Origin of the sequence: Streptomyces sp. NBC_01335 (assembly GCF_035953295.1) — a bacterium.
Classification (GTDB): domain Bacteria; phylum Actinomycetota; class Actinomycetes; order Streptomycetales; family Streptomycetaceae; genus Streptomyces.
This window is the reverse complement of sequence record NZ_CP108370.1, coordinates 7,371,242-7,390,397: the sequence shown is the minus strand read 5'-3', so window position 1 is coordinate 7,390,397 and position 19,156 is coordinate 7,371,242. Positions and strand designations below refer to the sequence as shown.

General features: G+C 69.7%; 15 protein-coding genes. 9 read left to right on the top strand and 6 right to left on the bottom strand.

The window, feature by feature from the left end; translation table 11 throughout:
* Positions 1-4 precede the first annotated feature (4 nt).
* The 4 genes from OG599_RS31495 to OG599_RS31480 all read right to left on the bottom strand — a co-directional run bounded on the left by OG599_RS31495 (position 5) and on the right by OG599_RS31480 (position 4,303).
* Positions 5-925, bottom strand: coding sequence for a carbohydrate ABC transporter permease (locus tag OG599_RS31495; protein ID WP_327179370.1), 921 nt, complete (start codon positions 923-925; stop codon positions 5-7).
* A 1-nt stretch (position 926) separates the two neighbouring features.
* Positions 927-1,904 carry a carbohydrate ABC transporter permease gene (locus OG599_RS31490; RefSeq protein ID WP_327179369.1) on the bottom strand — a complete coding sequence of 326 codons (978 nt, stop codon included), beginning with the start codon at positions 1,902-1,904 and terminating at the stop codon, positions 927-929.
* Positions 1,901-3,199 carry an extracellular solute-binding protein gene (locus OG599_RS31485; RefSeq protein WP_327179368.1) on the bottom strand — a complete coding sequence of 433 codons (1,299 nt, stop codon included), beginning with the start codon at positions 3,197-3,199 and terminating at the stop codon, positions 1,901-1,903. The genes OG599_RS31490 and OG599_RS31485 overlap by 4 nt, the downstream gene beginning before the upstream one ends.
* Positions 3,200-3,283: 84 nt before the next feature.
* Entirely contained in the window at positions 3,284-4,303 is a 1,020-nt protein-coding gene (locus OG599_RS31480) for a LacI family DNA-binding transcriptional regulator (protein ID WP_327179367.1), read from the bottom strand.
* A 648-nt stretch (positions 4,304-4,951) separates the two neighbouring features.
* Here OG599_RS31480 and OG599_RS31475 point away from each other — a divergent pair.
* Together OG599_RS31475 and OG599_RS31470 are read left to right on the top strand one after the other, a co-directional pair.
* Positions 4,952-5,977, top strand: a complete 1,026-nt coding sequence (locus OG599_RS31475) for an acetylxylan esterase (RefSeq protein WP_327179366.1) — start codon at positions 4,952-4,954, stop codon at positions 5,975-5,977.
* Between the two features lie 237 nt (positions 5,978-6,214).
* Complete coding sequence (locus OG599_RS31470) at positions 6,215-7,048, top strand: IclR family transcriptional regulator (protein ID WP_327179365.1); 834 nt, start codon at positions 6,215-6,217, stop codon at positions 7,046-7,048.
* A 60-nt stretch (positions 7,049-7,108) separates the two neighbouring features.
* On the opposite strand, the gene OG599_RS31465 is transcribed toward OG599_RS31470, so the two are convergent.
* Entirely contained in the window at positions 7,109-9,397 is a 2,289-nt protein-coding gene (locus OG599_RS31465; RefSeq protein ID WP_327179364.1) for an FAD-dependent oxidoreductase, read from the bottom strand.
* A 344-nt stretch (positions 9,398-9,741) separates the two neighbouring features.
* Between OG599_RS31465 and OG599_RS31460 the strand changes: the two genes are divergently transcribed.
* From OG599_RS31460 to OG599_RS31445, 4 genes are all read left to right on the top strand, one after another.
* Positions 9,742-10,668, top strand: coding sequence for a carbohydrate ABC transporter permease (locus OG599_RS31460; RefSeq protein WP_266714506.1), 927 nt, complete (start codon positions 9,742-9,744; stop codon positions 10,666-10,668).
* Positions 10,668-11,588, top strand: a complete 921-nt coding sequence (locus OG599_RS31455) for a carbohydrate ABC transporter permease (protein ID WP_266714508.1) — start codon at positions 10,668-10,670, stop codon at positions 11,586-11,588. The genes OG599_RS31460 and OG599_RS31455 overlap by 1 nt, the downstream gene beginning before the upstream one ends.
* Before the next feature lie 64 nt (positions 11,589-11,652).
* Positions 11,653-12,954 carry a sugar ABC transporter substrate-binding protein gene (locus OG599_RS31450; protein ID WP_327179363.1) on the top strand — a complete coding sequence of 434 codons (1,302 nt, stop codon included), beginning with the start codon at positions 11,653-11,655 and terminating at the stop codon, positions 12,952-12,954.
* A 223-nt stretch (positions 12,955-13,177) separates the two neighbouring features.
* Positions 13,178-14,482 carry a BNR-4 repeat-containing protein gene (locus OG599_RS31445; RefSeq protein ID WP_327179362.1) on the top strand — a complete coding sequence of 435 codons (1,305 nt, stop codon included), beginning with the start codon at positions 13,178-13,180 and terminating at the stop codon, positions 14,480-14,482.
* A 69-nt stretch (positions 14,483-14,551) separates the two neighbouring features.
* Here the strand turns inward: OG599_RS31445 and OG599_RS31440 are convergent, their stop codons facing one another.
* The gene (locus tag OG599_RS31440) at positions 14,552-15,361 is read right to left on the bottom strand and encodes a ribonuclease activity regulator RraA (RefSeq protein WP_327179361.1); all 810 of its coding nucleotides are present in this window, start codon (positions 15,359-15,361) and stop codon (positions 14,552-14,554) included.
* Positions 15,362-15,472: 111 nt separating this feature from the next.
* On the opposite strand from OG599_RS31440, the gene OG599_RS31435 reads away from it, so the two are divergent.
* From OG599_RS31435 to OG599_RS31425, 3 genes are all read left to right on the top strand, one after another.
* Positions 15,473-16,729, top strand: coding sequence for an alpha-L-fucosidase (locus tag OG599_RS31435; protein ID WP_327179360.1), 1,257 nt, complete (start codon positions 15,473-15,475; stop codon positions 16,727-16,729).
* Positions 16,730-16,975: 246 nt separating this feature from the next.
* Positions 16,976-18,223 carry an ABC transporter substrate-binding protein gene (locus tag OG599_RS31430; RefSeq protein WP_266714537.1) on the top strand — a complete coding sequence of 416 codons (1,248 nt, stop codon included), beginning with the start codon at positions 16,976-16,978 and terminating at the stop codon, positions 18,221-18,223.
* The gene (locus tag OG599_RS31425; protein WP_327179359.1) at positions 18,205-19,155 is read left to right on the top strand and encodes a carbohydrate ABC transporter permease; all 951 of its coding nucleotides are present in this window, start codon (positions 18,205-18,207) and stop codon (positions 19,153-19,155) included. Before OG599_RS31430 ends, OG599_RS31425 begins: the two co-directional genes overlap by 19 nt.
* The last annotated feature ends 1 nt before the right edge of the window (position 19,156 follow it).

The window sequence follows — 19,156 nt, the reverse complement described above, 5'->3', positions numbered from 1 at the left end:
GGGATCAGCCCTTTACTCCGGAGTCGATGTCGGTCGAGGTGAAGTGGCGCTGGAACAGGAGGAACAGGGCCACTGCGGGGGCGGCCAGCACACAGGCGCCGGCCAGCAGGGCACCGGTCGGGTTGGCGACCGTGCCCTGCAGGTTGGACAGGAAGCTGGCGAGGGAGACCGCCAGGGGTTGCATGTCGGCGTTCTTGGTGACCAGGAACGGCCACAGGAACTCGTTCCACGGCCCGATGAAGGTCAGCAGCATCGCCGACAGCACGGCGGGCCGCGCCATCGGCAGTGCGATCTTCCACAGGATGCGCAGTTCTCCCGCGCCGTCGAGGCGGGCGGCCTCGAAGAGGGACTGCGGCAGCTGGAGGAAGAACTGGCGGAAGAGGAAGACGGCCGTCGAGTTGATCGCGAACGGGAGGATCATCCCGAGGTAGTTGTCGCCCAGTCCGTAGTCGCGGACCACGAGGACGTAGAGAGGCAGGGTGAGAAGCTGGAACGGGACCATCTGCACGAGCAGCAGTGAGGCGAAGACCGTGCCCCGGCCACGGAAGTGCAGTTGGGCCAGCGCGTAGCCGGCGAGCACCCCGAAGACGAGGGTGCAGAGCAGCACGCCGATCGTCATGATCCCGGAGTTGAGCAGGGACCGGCCCAGCGAGATCGCTCCGTCGACCGCCGTGTAGCTGCTGCCGGTGAGCCCGCTCGGCACGGCGGAGGACAGCTCACCGGTGGTCGTCTTCCGCAGGGAGCCGACGACCATGTAGTAGAAGGGGAAGAGGAAGGCGACCGCACCGATCGAGAGAACGGTGTACTTGGCGGCCGTTCCCCAGGGGCGGCGCCTGCCGGTCTGCCCGGTGTGGTCCGGCAGGTCCGAGGAGGGCCGGTCCGTCCCCGGGGTGACCCGGGCGGTGGCGGGGTGGGAGGCGCTCATGTCAGTTGCCCCTCTCGGAGAGTTTGCGTGCGACCAGCGAGATGACGAGGACGAAGGCGACCAGGACCACGCCCAGTGCGGCGGCGAAGTCGGGGTGCCCCTGTTCGATGCCCTTCTGGTACATCAGCAGGACGGGCGAGGTGGAGGCGTGGTCGGGGCCGCCGCCGCCGGTCAGCAGGTAGGGCTCGCTGAACAGGTTGGCGCCGGTGATGATCGCGTAGATCAGCACGAGGGTCGTTGCGGGCCGTACTCCCGGCACGGTCACCGCGAAGAACTGCCGCACCCGGCCCGCTCCGTCGACGGAGGACGCCTCGTACAACTCCTTGCCGACGTTCTGGAGGGCGGCGAGGTAGAGCATCACGAAGAAGCCGAGCTGCTTCCAGGTGACGAAGAAGGCGATCATCGGCATCGCGAGGTGCGAGTTGACCAGCCACGAGGGGTCCGGCGCGTGCGAGCCGAGGATGTGGTTGACGAAACCGTCCGAGCCGAACAGGAACTGCCACACGGCGACCAGCGCCACGCTCGCCGTGATGTACGGCAGGTAGTAGGCGGCGCGGAAGAAGGCGCGGAAGCGGATCTTCGCGTTGAGCGCGGAGGCCAGGACGAGCGACAGGATCACCGTGAGCGGCACGTTGATCACGAGGAAGACGGCGATGTTGAGGAAGGCGCGGCCCACGACCGGGTCGGTGAAGACGTCCCGGTAGTTGGAGAGCCCGACCCACGGTGAGTCGACGTGTGTTCCGGGGGCGGTGAAGTAGAAGCGGTGGACGGAGATCCACAGGGTGTAGACCATCGGGACCGCGAAGACCAGCGCCAGGAAGAGGACGTACGGCGTCACGAAGAGCGCGCCGGTCCTGGAGCGTGCCCGCCGGTGGCGGATTCCGGCCGCCTTGCCGGAGGCGCCCGCTGTGGCGCCGCCAGAAGCGGCGGTCGCGGTGGAGCCGGCGGTGACGGTCGCGGTGGGACGGAGCTTCGTCATGACGGGTCTCCGTACTCGTCGAGCAGCTTGGATATCTTGTCCGAGGCCTTGCGCAGTCCGGTTCCGGTGGATTCCTCACCGAAGACGACGGACTTCGTCCACTCGTCGCGGAACGCCTGCCAGATGTCGACGGAGCCCGGCACGTTGGGGACCTCGACGACGTGCTGGGCCTGCCGTGCGAACGCCGTGTACACGGGCTTCTTCGCGAAGAAGTCCGGGTAGCGGGAGGCCAGGTCCTCGCGCATCGGCATCTGCCCGGTCGCGTCGAGGAACTTGCCGTCCTGCTGGGCGGAGGTGGCGAACTTCAGCAGGTCCCAGGCGGTGGCCCGGTTGCGGCAGGCGCTGAACATGGCGGCGGACTTCTCGTCGCTGAAGGAGTAGGTGTCGTCCGGCGAGGTCCCCGCGGCGGTCGGTACGGGGACGACGCCGATGTCGACGCTGTCCTTGTACGCGGCCACGGCCCACGGCCCGACGGTGGCCATGGCGGCCTTCCCGTCGTTCACGGCGTCACCGGGGTACGCCTCCTGGGGGGCCAGTTTCTCGGCGTACATCGTGCGCCAGAAGGCCGCGGCCTGGCGGCCGGCCGGTGAGTCGAACTGCGGCTTGCCGTCCTCGATCAGCTGCTTGCCACCGCTCTGCGCGGCGAAGGCCGGGTAGAAGTCGTTCCAGGACTGGAAGAACTCGCTGCTGGGCGCGGGCCAGATCGCGGCCTTGGCCGCGCCGCTGTGCACGAGGGTGCGGGAGGTCTTCAGGAACTGGCTGTAGGTGGCCAGTTGCGGGTGTTCAGGATCGAGACCGGCCTTTTCGAAGATCTTCTTGTTGTAGAGGATCATGATCGGGTTGCTCTTCCACGGCAGTTGGTAGAACTTGCCGTCCTGCGACTTGTACTGGTCGGTGAGTGCGCCGCCGCGCTGCTGGATGTAGGCGTCGCCGTCCGGGAAGTCGCTGAGCGGTACGAGGCCGTTCTGCTTCTGGAAGGTCGGCACCGACGCCGGCGCGGTGTTGAAGACCAGGCAGGCACTGGTGCCCGCGATGATCGAGGCGCTGATCGCCTCCTCGGACGTCTTGCCCGCCGGGATGTGCTGGGCGGTGACGTGCTGGTCCGGGTGGCTCTTGTTCCAGGCGGCGACCATGCTCTCGCCCCAGGCCACCTCCTGGGCGTTGTTGGACAGCCAGACCGTGATGGGGCCGCGCGCGTTCGCCGCGGTCACCCCGTCCGGGGCCGACCGGCCGCAGGCGGTCACTGCACTCGCGACGGCGAGTACGAGCAGCGAGTACGCCGTTCTCCTCAGCATGCAAACTCTCCGAACTGTTCACGCCCGGCCTCGTCGCCGGACGGACATTCCTTGCCGCGCCCCACCGGGCCGCCGGCCCGGCCCTCAGGCACGGGGCGCCGGGCCCATCGAGGCGCGGGGTACGAACTCGGCGGGCGGCAGCACGACGTGCGCCACCTCCCCGCCGGCCAGCACCCGGTCCAGGGCGCGGGCCGCCGCCTCGCCCCAGCCGCGCGCGTCGGCGCGGGCGGAGGAGAGCGGCGGGTGGGTGTAGCGGGTGAGGCTGGTGTCGTCGTAGCCGACGACCGAGAGGCGGTCCGGTACCGGAACGCCCAGTTCCTGGGCCACGGAGAGCCCGGCCGTGGCGGCCAGGTCGTTCCCGTAGACGATCGCGGTGGGCGGTTCGGCGAGTGCCAGCAGTTCGCGGGTGGCCCGCGCTCCGCCTTCCGCCGTGAAACCGCCGGGCCGCACGGGCCCTTCGGGCAGGCCGAGGGAGTGCAGCGTCTCCTGCCAGGCCGCCCGGCGCCGGTGCGCGTGGCGGAACTCCTGGGGCCCTTCGACGTGGGCGATGCGCCGGTGTCCCAGCTCCGCCAGGCGCCGTACGGCTTCCACGTAGGCGGGCCGGTCGTCGAGGCTCACCGAGCTGAGGCCGTCGCTCCACTCGCTCTGCCCGACCACGACGGCCGGCAGTCCGAGCCGGTGCACGAGGGCGGGGCGGGGGTCGCCGTGGCGCAGGTCGGTGAGGAGCACCCCGTCCACCCGGCGGTCGGCGGCCAGCCGTTCGTACACGGACCGCTCCCGCTCGGGGGTGGTGAGGTGCACCATCAGCCCGTCGCCGCGCTCCCCGAGGACCACCTCGACGCCCGCGATGAACGCGGGGAAGAACAGGTCGGCGCCGATGAGGTCGGGTTCCCGGGCGAGGACGAGCCCGAAGGCGCCTGCCTTGCCGAGCGAGAGGGCCCGCGCGGGGCGGCTCGGCGTCCAGCCGAGTTCGGCCGCGGCGGCGAGGATGCGCGCCTTGGTCTCCTCGGCGATCCCGGGCCGGTCGTTCAGGGCGAACGAGACGGAACTGCGCGAGACACCCGCACGCCGTGCGACGTCGTCGATGGTGGGCCTGCGGGCCATGGCGCGCCTTCCGCTCTCCGCCTTGCCGACAACCGGGCAAAGGGGGTTGAAATGGTTTTGATCGACCTATTCGGCCTCTAAACCGGTTTAGACGATCAACTGGCCCTCACTAAACCGGTTTGAGTCAGGGGCGTCAATGGTCCCGGGATGGTGATCTGCGCCCTACCGGAACGACACGTCTTTCGGGTATGCGCGCGAGACGGTGGCGAGGGACGCACCCGCACCGGCGCGTCCACGGCAGGCGTGTCCACGGCGCGTACGTGCACGGCGGGTACGTCCCGGCGGGCACGTCCCGGCGGGCACGTCCCGGCGGGCATCTGTGTGACGTCGCGTCGATGAGCGCCGGCGAAGAAGTCCGGCCGGAGTGCCGAGCCACGACCTGTTGCAGGGCGCGGGTGAACCACCGTATGGTCGCGCGGGCGATGATGATCGCGACGGGGATCGTGCCGGCGGGGATCGTGAGGTCTTCCCCCGAAGCCCCCCAGCACCGGATCGCCGTCGTCCTCGTCGGAACCACTGCCGTGACCACTCAGCCGGCAGGCCAGGCCCGTACCCGGGACCCAGCGTCCGCCGGACACGGCACGTCGTGTCGAGAGCCGTTCCGGAACGGCGTGCGGGACCACCGCGCACACCGAACCAGGAGAGATCGTGCTCACCCACCCACTCACCTCGGACGGCAGTGAACTCAGCCCGCTGCCGCATGACTTCCCGTTCGACCCCACTCACGGGTACGACCTGCCGCGCCTCCTCGCCGTGGAGGCCCCTCAAGGCCCGGACGACTTCGCCGACTTCTGGCAGGAGCGCTGGGCGCGTGCGATGAGCGTCGACCCGGAGCCGCGGATCGAGGGGCCTTGGACCACCGTGGACGGCGTGCGGGTCGCCGACATCTCGTACACGTCGACCGACGGTGTCCGGATCGGGGGCTGGTTGACCGTCCCGGCCGACGGACGCGTCACGCAGGGCTGTGTGGCGACCCACGGTTACGGAGGCCGGGAAGCGCCGGACCCCTGGCAGGCCCCGGCAAGGACCGCGACCATCTGGCCGTGTCTGCGCGGGCTCGGAACGCGGAGCCTGCTGCCGGGCGTGCCCCCGAATTCGGCCGGGCACGTGTTGCAGGGCATCGGCGCCCGGGAGTCGTACCTCATCGGCGGGTGCGTGGCGGACGTCTGGTGCGCGGCCACCGCTCTGCAGCGGCTGGTGCCCGAGGCCGCGGGGCGGCTGACCTATCTGGGCACGAGTTTCGGCGGCGGCATCGGGGCGTTGGCGCTTCCCTGGGACGACCGTTTCCATGCCGCCGGCCTCACGGTGCCGACCTTTGGCAACCATCCGCTGCGGGTGACACTGCCGTGCACGGGCAGCGGGGAGTCGGTGCGCAAGCGGCTCGCCGAGGACCCGACGGTGCTCGACGTCCTGGCGTACTTCGACGCCGCGACCGCCGCCCGCCACCTGCGCATCCCGGTCCATGTGGCCGCCGCCCTGTTCGATCCGTCGGTACCTCCGCCGGGGCAGTTCGCGATCCACAACGCACTGGCCGGACCGCGCGAGCTCCTCGTTCTGCGGGCGGGCCACTTCGACCACCCGGACGAGCGGGCCGAGACTGCGGCCGTGGAAGAGGCCCAGCGACGCTTCCTGTCGGCGGCGTGCCGGGCGGAGGCGCCGCACCCCACCGCCTGACCGCCCGACCGCCCGACCGCCTGGCCGCCTGGCCGCCTGGCCGCCTGCCACGCGACGCCCACCGGGTTCGGCGATCGGCCGTCTTCGCCCCGTGACCTGGCAGTTCCGCGGCGCCACCGCGGCCTCCCCCGCGTGCCGTCGCGGAGCTGCCGCGGTCGCTGATTCCAGGGACGGGCGACGATCATGCGCGATATGCTGATGCAGATAGTGCAAGCCGTTTGCAAAACAAGGAGGGTCATGGCTACGCGGGGGACTGATGCCGGGACGAACCAGAGTGTCGAACGAGCGGTCTCGGTGCTGCGCGCACTCGACTCCGGTCGGCCCGAACTCCGTGTCTCCGACGTCGCCGAGCTGACCGGACTGGGCTCGTCGACCACCTCTCGACTGCTGTCCACCCTGGAACGCCTCGACATGGTCGAACGCGATCCGGTCAGCAACCTGTACCGGCTCAGCCTCGGCCTCCTCCCCCTCGCCGCCACCGCCACCAACCGCCACCCCGTGCACCGGGCCGCCCGCATGGTGCTCCAGGGCCTCGCCACCCGTACCGGGCTTGGTGCCAACGTGGCCGTGCGCCGCGGTGGCGAGCTGATGTTCCTGGGCAACTTCGAGGGCCCGCGCGCGCCCAAGTCCTATACGCAGGCCGGGCACACCGCCCCACTGCACGCCACGAGCATCGGCAAGTGCCTGCTCACCGGACTCTCCCCGAGGGAGCGTCGCAAGCTGCTGGGCGATCCCCTCGACGCGCACACCGAGTACACGACCACCAGTCACGACCTCCTCGACACCGAGATCGAGACCGTCCGGCGCACCGGGTACGCCGTCGAGGCCGAGGAGCGCGCCCTGGGCCGCGCGTCCCTGGCCGCGCCCGTCCGTGACGCTTCGGGGGAGGTGGTCGCCGCCATCTCCCTGTGGGGTCCGACCTCGCTGCTCGGGGAGCGCTCCGACACCGAGGGACAGCGGACCGACGGGCAGCGGACCGACGGGCAGCGGACCGAGGGGCAACGTCTCGCCCTCGTCCGCGAGGTCATCGAGGCCGCCGACGCCATCAGTCAGGCACTCGGGGCACTCTGACGCCCATGGCGAAGGGTCCGGTGGAAGCCGATCGGCTTCCACCGGACCCTTCGCGTGCCGTTACGCGCCGTACGCCTTGAAGGCGATCACGTGGGCGTGCCGTGCCCCGTGCGTCGCGTCGACCACGAGCCTCAGCGCCCGGGTGCGTACGGGGCCGCCGTCCGCGTCCTTCAGCGCGTGCACGCGGTGGCGGCGCCGGTTGTCCGTCACCGTCAGGAGTGTGTGCCACAGCCCCTCGGCGTCCTGGCTCTGGACGCGGTAGTCGCGCACGAGTTCCGGCATGACCTCGTACGGGGTGCGGTGGCGGTGCAGGTTGTTGAGGTACTCGTCGACGTCGTCGTCGAACACCACGCGTGTCTCGGTGAGTTCCTGCTCTTCCTGCCAGTCGAGACGGAGCCACTCCTCGGTGCCCGCCGGCGCGGAGGACCACAGGTTCGGTCCGCCGTAGGGTCGTTGGTATCCGCCCACGGCCCGTTCGGGGTGGAACGCCGTGGTGGCGGGGGCCGCCCGGAAGGCGAAGGTCTGGCGGCGCAGGCCGCGGGCCTGCCATTCCAGGACCAGCTGGCCGTCCTCCTCCGGGATGTCGTGGTCGACGGCCGCGTCCCCTTCGGCCTTCCTGCGCAGGGCGAGGACGCCGTCGGTGCGTTCGGGGAGCAGGACCAGGGCCGTGTCCGGGCAGGCCCGGACGATGAGGATCGCGTTCCGGGGGGTGTCGGGGCGGTGGTCGAGGCGGGCCGTGACCCAGTGCGGGCCGCCGGACGGGACGGTGACCGTGGTCGTGAGGAGAGGGTCGGCGGGAACCGCGTTCTCGGGGTTGCCCGTGCCCCAGAGTTCCACGGTGAGTTCGCGGTCGCGGCCGTCGGGGGCGCCGTGGACGAGGAGGTCGACCGTGTCGAGTGCGGGGTCCACCGGCAGGAGGAGGGCGAGGTCGCGGGTGAGCGGGTACGGAGCGCCGGGCGCACCCTCGGTGGGCTCGGCAGCCAGGCGGGCCAGGTGGGAGGAGGCGCTGACGCGGGCCGTGCGCGCCAGGTTGCCGGGGTCGTCGTCGGCGACGCCGATCACGGAGGCGTCCTGACGCAGCAGGGTGCGGCGCACCAGTTCCGGCTGTTTCGTGGCGAGTTCGCGCGGGGTGAGGCCCTCGGTGACGCACAGGGCCGCAGCGGTGCCCGCGGCCTCGCCGAGGGTCGCGCAGGTGGCCATGACGCGGGTGGCCCCGAAGGCGATGTGGGTGGCGGAGATGTTGCGTCCGGCGAAGTGCAGGTTGGTGACGTTCGCCGAGTACAGGGAGCGCAGCGGGATGTGGAAGATGCCGTCCGCGTACCGCTGGCGCGCCCCGGGCTCGTCGGCGTACATGCCCTGGACGGGGTGGAGGTCCACGGACCAGCCGCCGAAGGCGATCCGGTCGGAGAACTGGCGTTGCTGGAGGATGTCCTGCTGGGTGAGGACGTGGTCGCCGAGGAAGCGGCGGTATTCGCGCTTGCCGGGGAGGCTGCCGACCCATTCCAGGGTGAGGTTCGCCGCGTCCGGGAACTCGCCGGAGTTCTTGATGTGGTCCCAGATGCCCATGATCACGGACTGGAGCTCGTCGCGGATGCGCTCGTTGTCGTGGACGGTGTCGAGTTCGCCGCCCCACTCGACCCACCAGTAGTCGCAGCCGTTGTCCCCGGTGCGCAGGATGCGGTTGCGCAGGATGGGTGTGGTCGACAGGTCCTTGGCGTAGGCGGGCGGTACGAACTTCGCCGGCGCTCCCGTGTCCCTGCTGTGGAAGAGGATCGTCGAACCGAGCAGCGCCCGGTCCGCCTCGACCGGCGCCCAGGGCTCGTCGAACTCGGCCTGCGCCTCGCGGCCTATGCGGTAGTGGGCGCCGGCGAGGTGGCCGAGCAGGCCGTCTCCGGTGCAGTCGAGGAACTGGTGCGCGTGGAAGGTGATACGGCGCTCGGAGCCCATCATCCAGCCGGTGCAGGAGTGCACCTGGCGGCTGTCGTCGGGGCCGCTCGCGTCGACCTCGCGCACGTCGGTGTTGAGGTAGAGGTCGATGTTGGGTTCCGCGCGGACGGCGTCGAGGACGACCTGGTCCCAGTAGTAGGGGTTGCCCTCGGGGTTGCGGTACTGGTTCTCGGTGTACAGCTCGCCCATGATGCCGGTCTCGCGGGCCCAGCGGTGCACGCCGTGTGCGGTGGCGCCGCAGACCCAGACGCGGATCTCGCTGCTGGCGTTGCCGCCCAGCACGGGCCGGTTGTTGACCAGGGCGACGCGCCGGCCGAGCCGGGCCGCAGCGATGGCCGCGCAGGTCCCCGCCAGTCCGCCGCCGATCACGGCGATGTCGTAATGGACCTCTTCTTCCCGCACGGTGCGGCCTCCTCAGGATGATGCTCGGACACTCCCCGCAGCAGCGGAGCGGCCTTGAACGTACATCACATCCATATTGTGCAACCACTGTTCAGTCAGTGGGATTCGTTGTAAGTTCCGTTGCGGCCGCCGGCCTACCCGGCCGCGCGCCGACGTGCACGTTCGGAGCAGGTGGCGCGAGTTCGCCGGCCCCGCACAGAAACGGCGATTCACCAACCAAAAGGGTTGACTCCATCGCACGATATGGAGAACGATCCCGCATGCTGCAACTTGTATTCACTGGAGCAGGGTTGGTGTTCGCCCAGGGCCCCGGCGCTCCCGCCACCGTTTGAGAGGACAGACCCATGAGTACGGCCGCACCTCCCCAGAAGGCGCCCCCGCCCCGTCAACGGACCGGCGGACGGCTCTCCAACGGTGCGTTCGCCCTGCTGCTGACCGCTCCGGGACTCGCCCTCTTCGCGGCGATCATCTTCTACCCGCTGCTGTCGGCGCTGTTCACCGGCTTCTTCAAGCAGGATCTGCGGCTGCCGGGCCGGGAGTTCGTCGGCCTGGACAACTTCACGTACTGGCTGGACGGCGACTTCCTCACCATCCTCAAGCAGACGCTGGTCTTCACCGTCGGCGCCACGCTCGTCCCCTTCGTGCTCGGCCTGGCGCTCGCGCTCGCGCTGAACACCGGGCTCAAGGGCAGTGGTTTCCTGCGCGGCCTGTTCCTGTTCCCCTGGGTGATCCCGGGCGTGGTGGTCTCCTTCCTCTGGATGTGGATCTTCAACGCGAACTACGGGGTGCTCAACGGCGTCCTCATGAAGGCCGGGATCATCGAGGAGTCGGTGGCCTGGCTCGGTCAGCCCGGCACCGCGATGCTCGCCGTCATCGTCACCAAGACCTGGGCCAGCTTCCCCTGGATGATGGTGATGCTGCTGGCCGGTCTGCAGACCGTGCCCAAGGAGCTGCACGAGGCGGCTTCGATGGACGGCGCGGGCTCGGTCCGGCGCTTCTTCAACGTCACCTGGCCGCAGATCCGCGGTGTCGCCTCGATCGTGCTCCTGCTGGAGTTCATCTGGAACTTCCAGCACTTCGACACCATCTACGTGCTCACCGGCGGCGGACCGGCCGGCACCACCGAGACCTTCGCGACCGCCGTCTACCAGACCGCGTTCAAGGGCTTCGACATCGGCCGGGCCACCGCACTGGGCGGACTGTGGATGCTGCTCCTGCTGCTCCTCGTCGTCGTCTACCTCAGAATCACCGAGCGGAAGGGCGACGCCTGATGACCTCCACCACCTCCACCCCGCTGTCCGCCGTGGACCGGCCCCGATCGTCCGCCACCCGGGCCGGGGGCAGCACCCGGCGCCGCATGCGCAAGGACCTGCTGCGCTCGCGGATCGCCGCCTGGAGTGCGGTCGTCGTCATCGGCGCCTTCGGTCTGCTGCCGGTCTACTGGCTGCTCGCCACCGCGCTGAGCACCCCCGAGTCGACCTTCCAGTTCCCGCCGAAGCTGATACCCACCGACCTCACGCTCGACAACTTCACGGCCCTGGCCGACAACGACCAGTTGATCAAGTACATGGTCAACTCGCTCATCGTGGCCTCGATCACCGCCGTGCTGAGCGTGGTGGTCGCCACGTACATGGGCTACTCGTTCTCCAAGTTCCGCTACCGGGGGCGGCGGTCGCTGATGCACCTGGTGCTGGCCTCCCAGATGTTCCCCCAGGCGCTGCTGCTGGTGACCCTGTACACGGTCTTCTCCAGCTTCGGCATGCTCAACACGTACACCGCGCTGGTGCTCTCCTTCACCACGTTCACCATGCCGCTGTGCGTCTGGATGCTGAAGGGCATCTTCGACACCATCCCGGACGCCCTGCTGGAAGCGGCGTCCATCGACGGCGCCTCCCGGTGGCGGACGCTGCACTCCATCGTGGCGCCGCTGGCCGCGCCCGGGATGGTCGCCGCCGGGCTCTTCGCCTTCGTCCGCGGCTGGAACGACTTCATCTTCGCGCTGACCCTGGCGGACAAGGAGAAGCAGACCCTGCCTCCCGGCCTCGTCTCCACCTACATCGGCGAGTTCCAGACCTCCTGGCCCCAGTTGATGGCGGCGTCGCTCGTGGTCTCCATCCCGGTGGTCGTCGCCTTCATGTTCCTGCAGCGCTATCTCGTCGGCGGCATGACCGCCGGTTCGGTCAAGAGCTGACCCCGCGGGGCCGTCCCGCGCCCGCACGTACCTCCCCTCCCGCACACTCCCCCATGGAGAGATCATGACCACCTCTGGCATCAGCCGTCGCGGCGCGCTGCGCATGTTCGGCATCGGCGCGCTCGGTCTGGCGGGCGCCGGTGTGCTCAGCGCCTGCGCTCCGTCCGGCGCGGGCTCCACCACCAACGGCGGCGACCCGAAGTCCAAGGACTTCGACTTCAGCTCCTGGTCGCTCAACGAGGAAGCCGCCAAGCCGTCGATCGAGAAGATCATCGCGGCATGGGAGAAGTCCCAGAACTCCAAGATCCGCGCGGTGTCGTACCCGTACAACGAGTACCTCAGCCAGCTCACCCTCAAGCTGGGCGGCGGGGAGACGACCGGCGCGGTGCACCTCGACATCGCCTGGCTCGCCGCGATGGCGCAGATGGGCAAGCTGGCCGACCTCGGCCCGGTGGCCGGCAAGGGCGGCTACACGGACGTGGCGCTGAACAGCGGTACGTACGACGGAACGCAGTACGGGCTGCCGTGGAACACCGGATCGATCGGTGTGATCGCCAACTCCAAGCTCCTGGCGAAGGCCGGGATCAAGGAGCACCCCACCACCATCGAGGAGTTCGAGGCCGCGCTGCGGGAGCTGAAGGGGCTCGGCGGCGGTGTCGTGCCGTACGCCGCCGCCACCAAGGTCGCGCAGCTCAAGGACATCTTCCCGTGGATGCAGACCTTCGGCTGCAAGCTGCTCGACAACGGGAAGGTCACCATAGGCGACGACGCCTCGATCGACGCGGTCACCTGGTACAAGAAGCTGCACGACGACAAGCTGATCGCCGCCGACGTCGACCGCTTCGACGCGCGCGCCCTGTTCGGGCAGGGCAAGGCCGCCTTCTACGACGACGCGATCATCGGCAAGGGTGTGACCTCCGCCCAGTCGAAGGACAAGACGCTGGCCGACGCCATGCAGCCGATGGAACGCCCCGTGCTCAAGGCCGGGGACACACCGCAGGCGCTGCTGTGGGGCGGCGTGATCGCGATCGTGAAGGGCAAGGGCCAGGACGCGGCGACGGAGTTCGCGCTGCACACCACCACCGACCTGGCCACCACCTCCCGGTACTTCACCGAGCGCGCGCTGCCGCCGTCCACCACCGCGGGTCTCGCCGCCCCCGAGGTCGCCAAGGACACCTTCTCCATGGAGTGGACGAGCAAGATCACCAAGACGGCGACCGGCAGCCCGTTCTGGCAGTTCGCGCAGAACTCCCAGATCGAGGAGGCCGTCGCCAAGCAGGTGCAGGCCGTCCTCGTCGGCACGGCGAAGCCGAAGGACGCGATGAAGCAGGCCGGCGAGGAGGTCGCCGCGTTCATCAAGCGCTGAGGCCCCGCGCGCACCCTGTCCGCAGGCACTGAGGCCCCGCGCGCCCACCCGGTCCGCGCGAGAGGCCATGGCGCCGGATTCCGGGCCCGGCGAACACCGCACGCTTGCGCCGGGTCCCGCCCCGTACCCCACCCCGTACGACGGCCGCGGCCGGCCGGCCTTCGGGCCGCCTCCGTCCGCGTCATCTGCACGCCCGCATCCGCGAAGAGCAAAGGAGCTCATCATGCGACGTCCCACGGCACGCACGTACACCGCCTCGGCCACGGCCCTGGCCGCCCTCCTCCTGCCCGTACCGGCCGCCGGGGCCGACACCGCGCAGGGCACGGCAGCCGCGGCGACGGTGATCGAGAAGGTCCCGTACACGATGGACTCGTCGAACCAGGCCGCCTGGTGGACGCCGGTGGCCACGTACAAGGGCCGCGGCCAGTACACGTACTTCGCCTTCGACGAGCCGGGATCGACGGCCGCGACGCACCGGCCCGCCATCGCACGGCGCGACCCGGACGGGGTCTGGAGCAGGCTGCCGCTGCTGAACAGCGACGGGCAGCAGGCCGAGTTCGCCGACGACAACGGGCACAACCAGCCGTCGATCGCACGGGACGGCAGCGGACGGCTGCACGTCTTCACCTCCATGCACGCCAACGCCTGGCGCTACTTCCGCACCGAGGCCCCCGGCGGCGACGTCACCGACCACGCGTCCGAACTGCCCGACCAGGGCGTGGGTATCACCTACCCGGTCATCACCACCGCGCCCAACGGCGACCTGTATCTGGCGGCCCGGGTCGGTGCGGGCTCCGACCAGCGCCCCGGCAAGCTGTACCGCTGGGACAACGCCAACTCCAGCTGGAGCACCGTCGCGACCTTCGCCGGCGCGCTGAACCGCTCGGTGTACCCCGACGACATCACGGTGGACGCCTCCGGACGCGTCCACATCCTCTTCGAGTGGGCGAAGGCGCCGGCGACCGCGTTCCGCCACCAGCTCTCGTACCTGACCTACGACCCGTCGACCGGCGCCTTCGCGGACAGTACGGGCGCGACCGTCACGACCCCGGTCACGCCCGCCACCTCCGACGTGATCCAGGACCTCACCGCGGGCGAGGAGTGGAGCATCGACAACGCCTACACCGGTCCGGCGGTGCAGAGCGCCAAGCTCACCCTCGACGGCTCCACCCCGAAGGTCGCCTACCGCTACCGCTCGGCCGACAGCGGCGGCAACTTCCGCGTGTACTACGCCTATCCGAGCGGCAGCGACTGGGTCGAGAAGATCGTGTACGCCGGCGGGCAGACCGCGGCCGCCCTCGGCATCACCTGGGACGAGACGGACACCAAGCGGGTCTACTACGTGACCACCTCGGGCACCGACCGGGTCTACTCCGCGACGCAGTCGGCGGACGGGGCCTGGACCGCGCAGTCCGCCGCGCCGGGCGTGAGCGCGGACCGGCTCGCGGTGCGACGCGACTCGGACGGTCACGACGTGCTCTACCTTCCGGACACCGCGCACAACTCCCTCTACTACGGCCTCCGTTGAGGTAGGACCGTGCCGACCGCGCCGTCCGTACGGGGCCTCTTCGTCCCCCCGTACGGACGGCGCGGTCGGTCAGGTCGCCGCCCTGCTCGCCAGGTACTCGTCCAGCCCCTCACCGGTGAGCGGGTAGTAGTCGGAGAGGAGGCCGCCCTCGTCGAGGCGGCGGCGTGCGAACGCCTCGCGGTCCTGGTGCAGCAGCGAGTCCTCGGCCAGCGGGACCGCCCGGTCCTGCGGTACGACCACGGCGCCGTCCTCGTCGGCCACGATCAGGTCCCCGGGGGTGACCAGGGTGCCGCCGACGCCCACCGGCACGTTGAACGCGGAGGGGAAGAGCTCGGTCTGCGAGGCGTAGTGCGGAGTGACTCCGGTGCACCAGACCGGCACGCCGAGGGCCCTGATCCGGGCCGCGTCCCGCACCCGTCCGTCCACGACGATCCCGGCGCCGCCGCGCAGTTTGAAGTAGCGCACCAGCATGTCGCCGAGGCAGCCGGTGAAGTGGCTCCCCTGCGCCGCGATCACCAGCACGTCGCCGGGGCGGATCGACTCCAGCACGCCCCACAGCGGGGTCTTGCGCTCGATGTCCTCCTGTTCGGCACCGTTGAAGACGTCCTCCCGCTGCGGAAGGAACTGGAGGGTCACCGCACCTCCGGTGACCTTGACGTCCGGCTCCCGGTGCAGCGGAACGGGCCCGTCGATGAAGGTCCGGGTGATGCCCATCTGGTGCAGCTTCGCGCAGGCGGTCGCCGCGCTCACGTCCGCGAGTGCGTCCACCATCCGCCGTGTCGGTCTCCGGAAGGACGAGGTGTGGACCGGTGACCGCATCGATTCGTAGATCAGGGTCTCCCCCGCTGCGGACGTTCCTTGGTTGCTGCTCGGGTTCATGTCCGTGCCTCTCCGCGCGCGTTCTCCGCGCGCAACACCAGTGACATCATCGCCTATCGATGGTAGATAACCTCCTATCGATTAGTGCTGTCAATCCGTCAGGAGACCTCCGTGCCCACTGCGTCCGGCGGCTGGTTCGAGACCGCGCGCTTCGGCCTGTTCGTCCACTTCGGCCTGTACAGCCTCGCCGCGCGGCACGAATGGGTACGCAGCCGGGAGGCCATGTCCCAGGCCACGTACGACCGTTACCTGGAGCGCTTCGACCCGGACCGCTTCGATGCGCGCGAACTCGCCCGGGAGGCAAGGGAAGCGGGGATGCGCTATGCCGTGCTCACCGCCAAGCACCACGACGGGTTCTGTCTCTTCGACTCGTCGCTGACCGACTACACCTCGGTGCGCGCGGCCGGCCGGGACCTGGTGGCCGAGTTCGCCGAGGCGATGCGCGCCGAGGGCCTGCGGGTCGGCCTCTACTACTCGCTGCTCGACTGGCACCACCCCGGCTTCCCGGTCGACGAGCACCATCCGCTGCGCGGCTCGGCGGACGGAGCAAAGACGGCGGACCTGGCGGGCTACCGGGCCTACATGCGGGGCCAGGTAAGCGAGTTGCTCACCAACTACGGCGATGTCGACCTGCTCTTCTTCGACTTCACGTACCCCGGCATGGGGCCCGAGCAGTGGGGGGCGAAGGAGCTCATGGAGACGGTCCGCGAGCTGCGGCCCGGCATCCTCGTGAACGACCGGCTGGGCATACCCGGCGACTACGTGACGCCCGAGCAGTACCAGCCCGACCGGCCGCTGGAGCGCGACGGCGTACCGGTGCCGTGGGAGGCGTGCCACACCCTCAACGGGTCCTGGGGCTACGACCGCGACAACCACGACTACAAGGACCCGTCCCAGCTGGTGCGCATGCTGGTCCAGTCGGTCTCCTGCGGCGGCAATCTGATCCTCAACGTCGGTCCCGACGGCAGGGGTTCGCTCGACCGGCGGGCGCGGGACACCCTGCGGGCCATCGCGGAGTGGAGCGCCCCGCACGCCCGCGCCGTGCACGGTGCGGGGCCCTCCTCCTTCCGGCCGCCGGCGAACGCCCTGTACACGCAGGCAGGCCGCCGCCTGTATCTGCACCTGCTCGCCTGGCCGCTCCGGCACCTCCACCTTCCCGGCCTGGCCGGGCGGGTGCGCTATGCCCAACTGCTGCACGACGGTTCGGAGATCGCCTTCCACGAGGTCGACGGCGCCCGTCACGAGCACAACAACCTCGCTCCGCCGAGCCAGCCGCCGGGCACCCTGACCCTGACCCTGCCCGTCGCGCGGCCCGACGTGCTGCTGCCGGTGATCGAACTCTTCCTGGAGGAAGAGGAGTTGAACTGATGACGGACCGCAGGTGCGCGATCGGGCCGCAGGACGACCGGAGCAAGCGGTTTCGGCAGCACCCTTGAACATGCGGGATGCCGCCCCTAGCATCAGCTATCGATAGGCGATTGGAACGACGCCTACCAGGAGCCGCCCGCACCGTTCGGGCCCCGCATCCCCCTCTCCTTCCTGCCGAATCCGAACGAACGCCTGCGCTGCACGTCGGCTATCGATTATTCATGACTACGCAATGGAGCGTGTCCGATGAGAACCAAGTGGCACCGAGCCTCCGCACTCGCCGTGGCTCCGCTGGTGATGGCAACCGCCGTCGCCTGCGGCGGGAGCGGGTCCGACGAGGCCGCGGGGGGCACCACCCTCCGCATCATCGTCAACATCTCGCCGAACCTGACGGAGCAGTACTGGAAGGGCCTCTTCGCCACCTACGAGAAGAGCCACCCCGGCGTGCACGTGAAGCTGGAGCTGACGGGCACCATTACGGCCAACGCCAAGCTCACCCAGGACCTCGCGGCCGGCGACCCGCCCGACATCGCCCAGCAGATCGACCTGGCCCCCGAGACGGCCAAGCTCTTCGCCGACCTGTCCGACCAGCCGTGGGCGAAGAGCACTCCGCTGGCCGACCAGTACGCCGTCGACGGCAAGACGTACATGGTCGGCGTGGGCGAGCAGATCCAGTCGCTGGTCTTCTACAACAAGGCGGCCTTCGCGAAGGCCGGCGTGGACGCGACGGAGATCCGGACGCTGGACCAGTTCACCGCCGCCATGGGCCGTCTGAAGTCGGCGGGCTACGAGCCGCTGCAGACCGCCGGCCAGTGGGTGACGGGCGGTCAGTTCTCGATGATGGCCGACGCCGGCGTGCTCACCGAGAACCCGCAGTGGACCAGTCAGCGCAACGACGGCAAGGTCTCCTTCGCCGACAGCGGCTATGTGCCGTACCTGAAGCACTACGAGGAGTGGATCGACAAGGGGTACCTCAAGAAGAGCGCGCTGGGGCTGACGTACGCCGACGGGCAGACAGCCTTCCTCAACGGCAAGTCGGCGATGTACATGATGGGTTCCTTCTTCGTGCCCGCGGCGGACGCGGCGAAGAAGAGCGACGGGATCGGTGTCTTCACGATGCCGACCGACGGCGCCTACCCGTCCGGCCAGTTCGGCAACGTCTCGAACCCCTACGCGGTGGTCAACCAGTCGCACCACAAGGCCGAGGCGATCGAGTTCGTGAAGTGGCTGGTCACCGACAAGGAGGCGATCCGCAGCCAGCTCGCCGCGGACGGCAATCTGCGCGCGGGCTTCAGCTATCCGATGTCCAGCCTCGGAACCGCGGTGCAGAAGATCCTCGACGCGACGCCGTCGGTGCTGGTGAAGGCCGGTGAGAACAAGCCGCTCGCCGGGTTCAGCGGCGAGCTCAACACGCAGATCCAGTCCTTGTACACGGGCACCTCCGCGAAGGATGCCGCGCGCGGATTGGACAAGTGGTGGAACTCGCAGAACTGACGCCGCGGGCACGGCGCTCCGTCGCCGCGTCCCCGCGCGCGGACTCCGGCCGCAGACGGGCCCGCTTCCGCGAGGCCGCCGTCACGTTGGGCATGATGGGCCCGGCCGTGCTCCTGTACACGGTGCTGACGATCGTTCCCGTGGGCGTGGCGGTCTACCTCAGCTTCACGGACTGGGACGGCTTCTCCACCGCGAAGCTCATCGGGTGGGAGAACTACAAGCACCTCTTCGACGACCCGAGTTCGACACAGGCCTGGTACGTGACGGCGCTGATCACCTCGATCGGCACCGCCCTGATGGTGGGCGCCGGCCTGGTGTACGCGTTGATCCTCAAGGCCAAGTCCCGTACGAACTCGTTCTTCCGCGCCGTCGCCTACTTCCCGCACGTGATCAGCGCGTTGATCCTCGGCTATCTGTGGGCGGCGATCCTCGGCACGAACGGGGCGATCAACAACACGCTGGCCAAGTTCGGCATGGAGCCGATCGGCTTCCTCTTCGACGAGAAGTTCGCGCTGTACACCCTGATCGGCGTCATCGTGTGGGCCGGATTCGGCTTCAACGTCGTCCTGTTCGTGGCCGCCCTGCAGACCGTTCCGGCCGAGCTCCTGGAGGCGGCGGCGATCGACGGCGCCAACAGACGGCAGATCAATCTGCGCATCGTGATCCCGATGATCGCGCCCGTGGTCACCGTGGCGACCGTGCTGAACCTGGTCGGCCTGCTGAGGGCGTACGACATCGTGGTCAGCCTCACCGGCGGCGGTCCGGCCGGTTCGACGCAGACCTTCACCTATCTCATTCTCGCCCGGTCCTTCGAGGGCACCAAGGTCGGCTACGCGACGGCCCAGGCGGTCTTCCTGATGGTCGTCTCCGCCGCGCTCGCCCTCGTCGTGACCGCGCTGCGCAACCGCCAAGACCAAGCTGCGACCGGTTAGG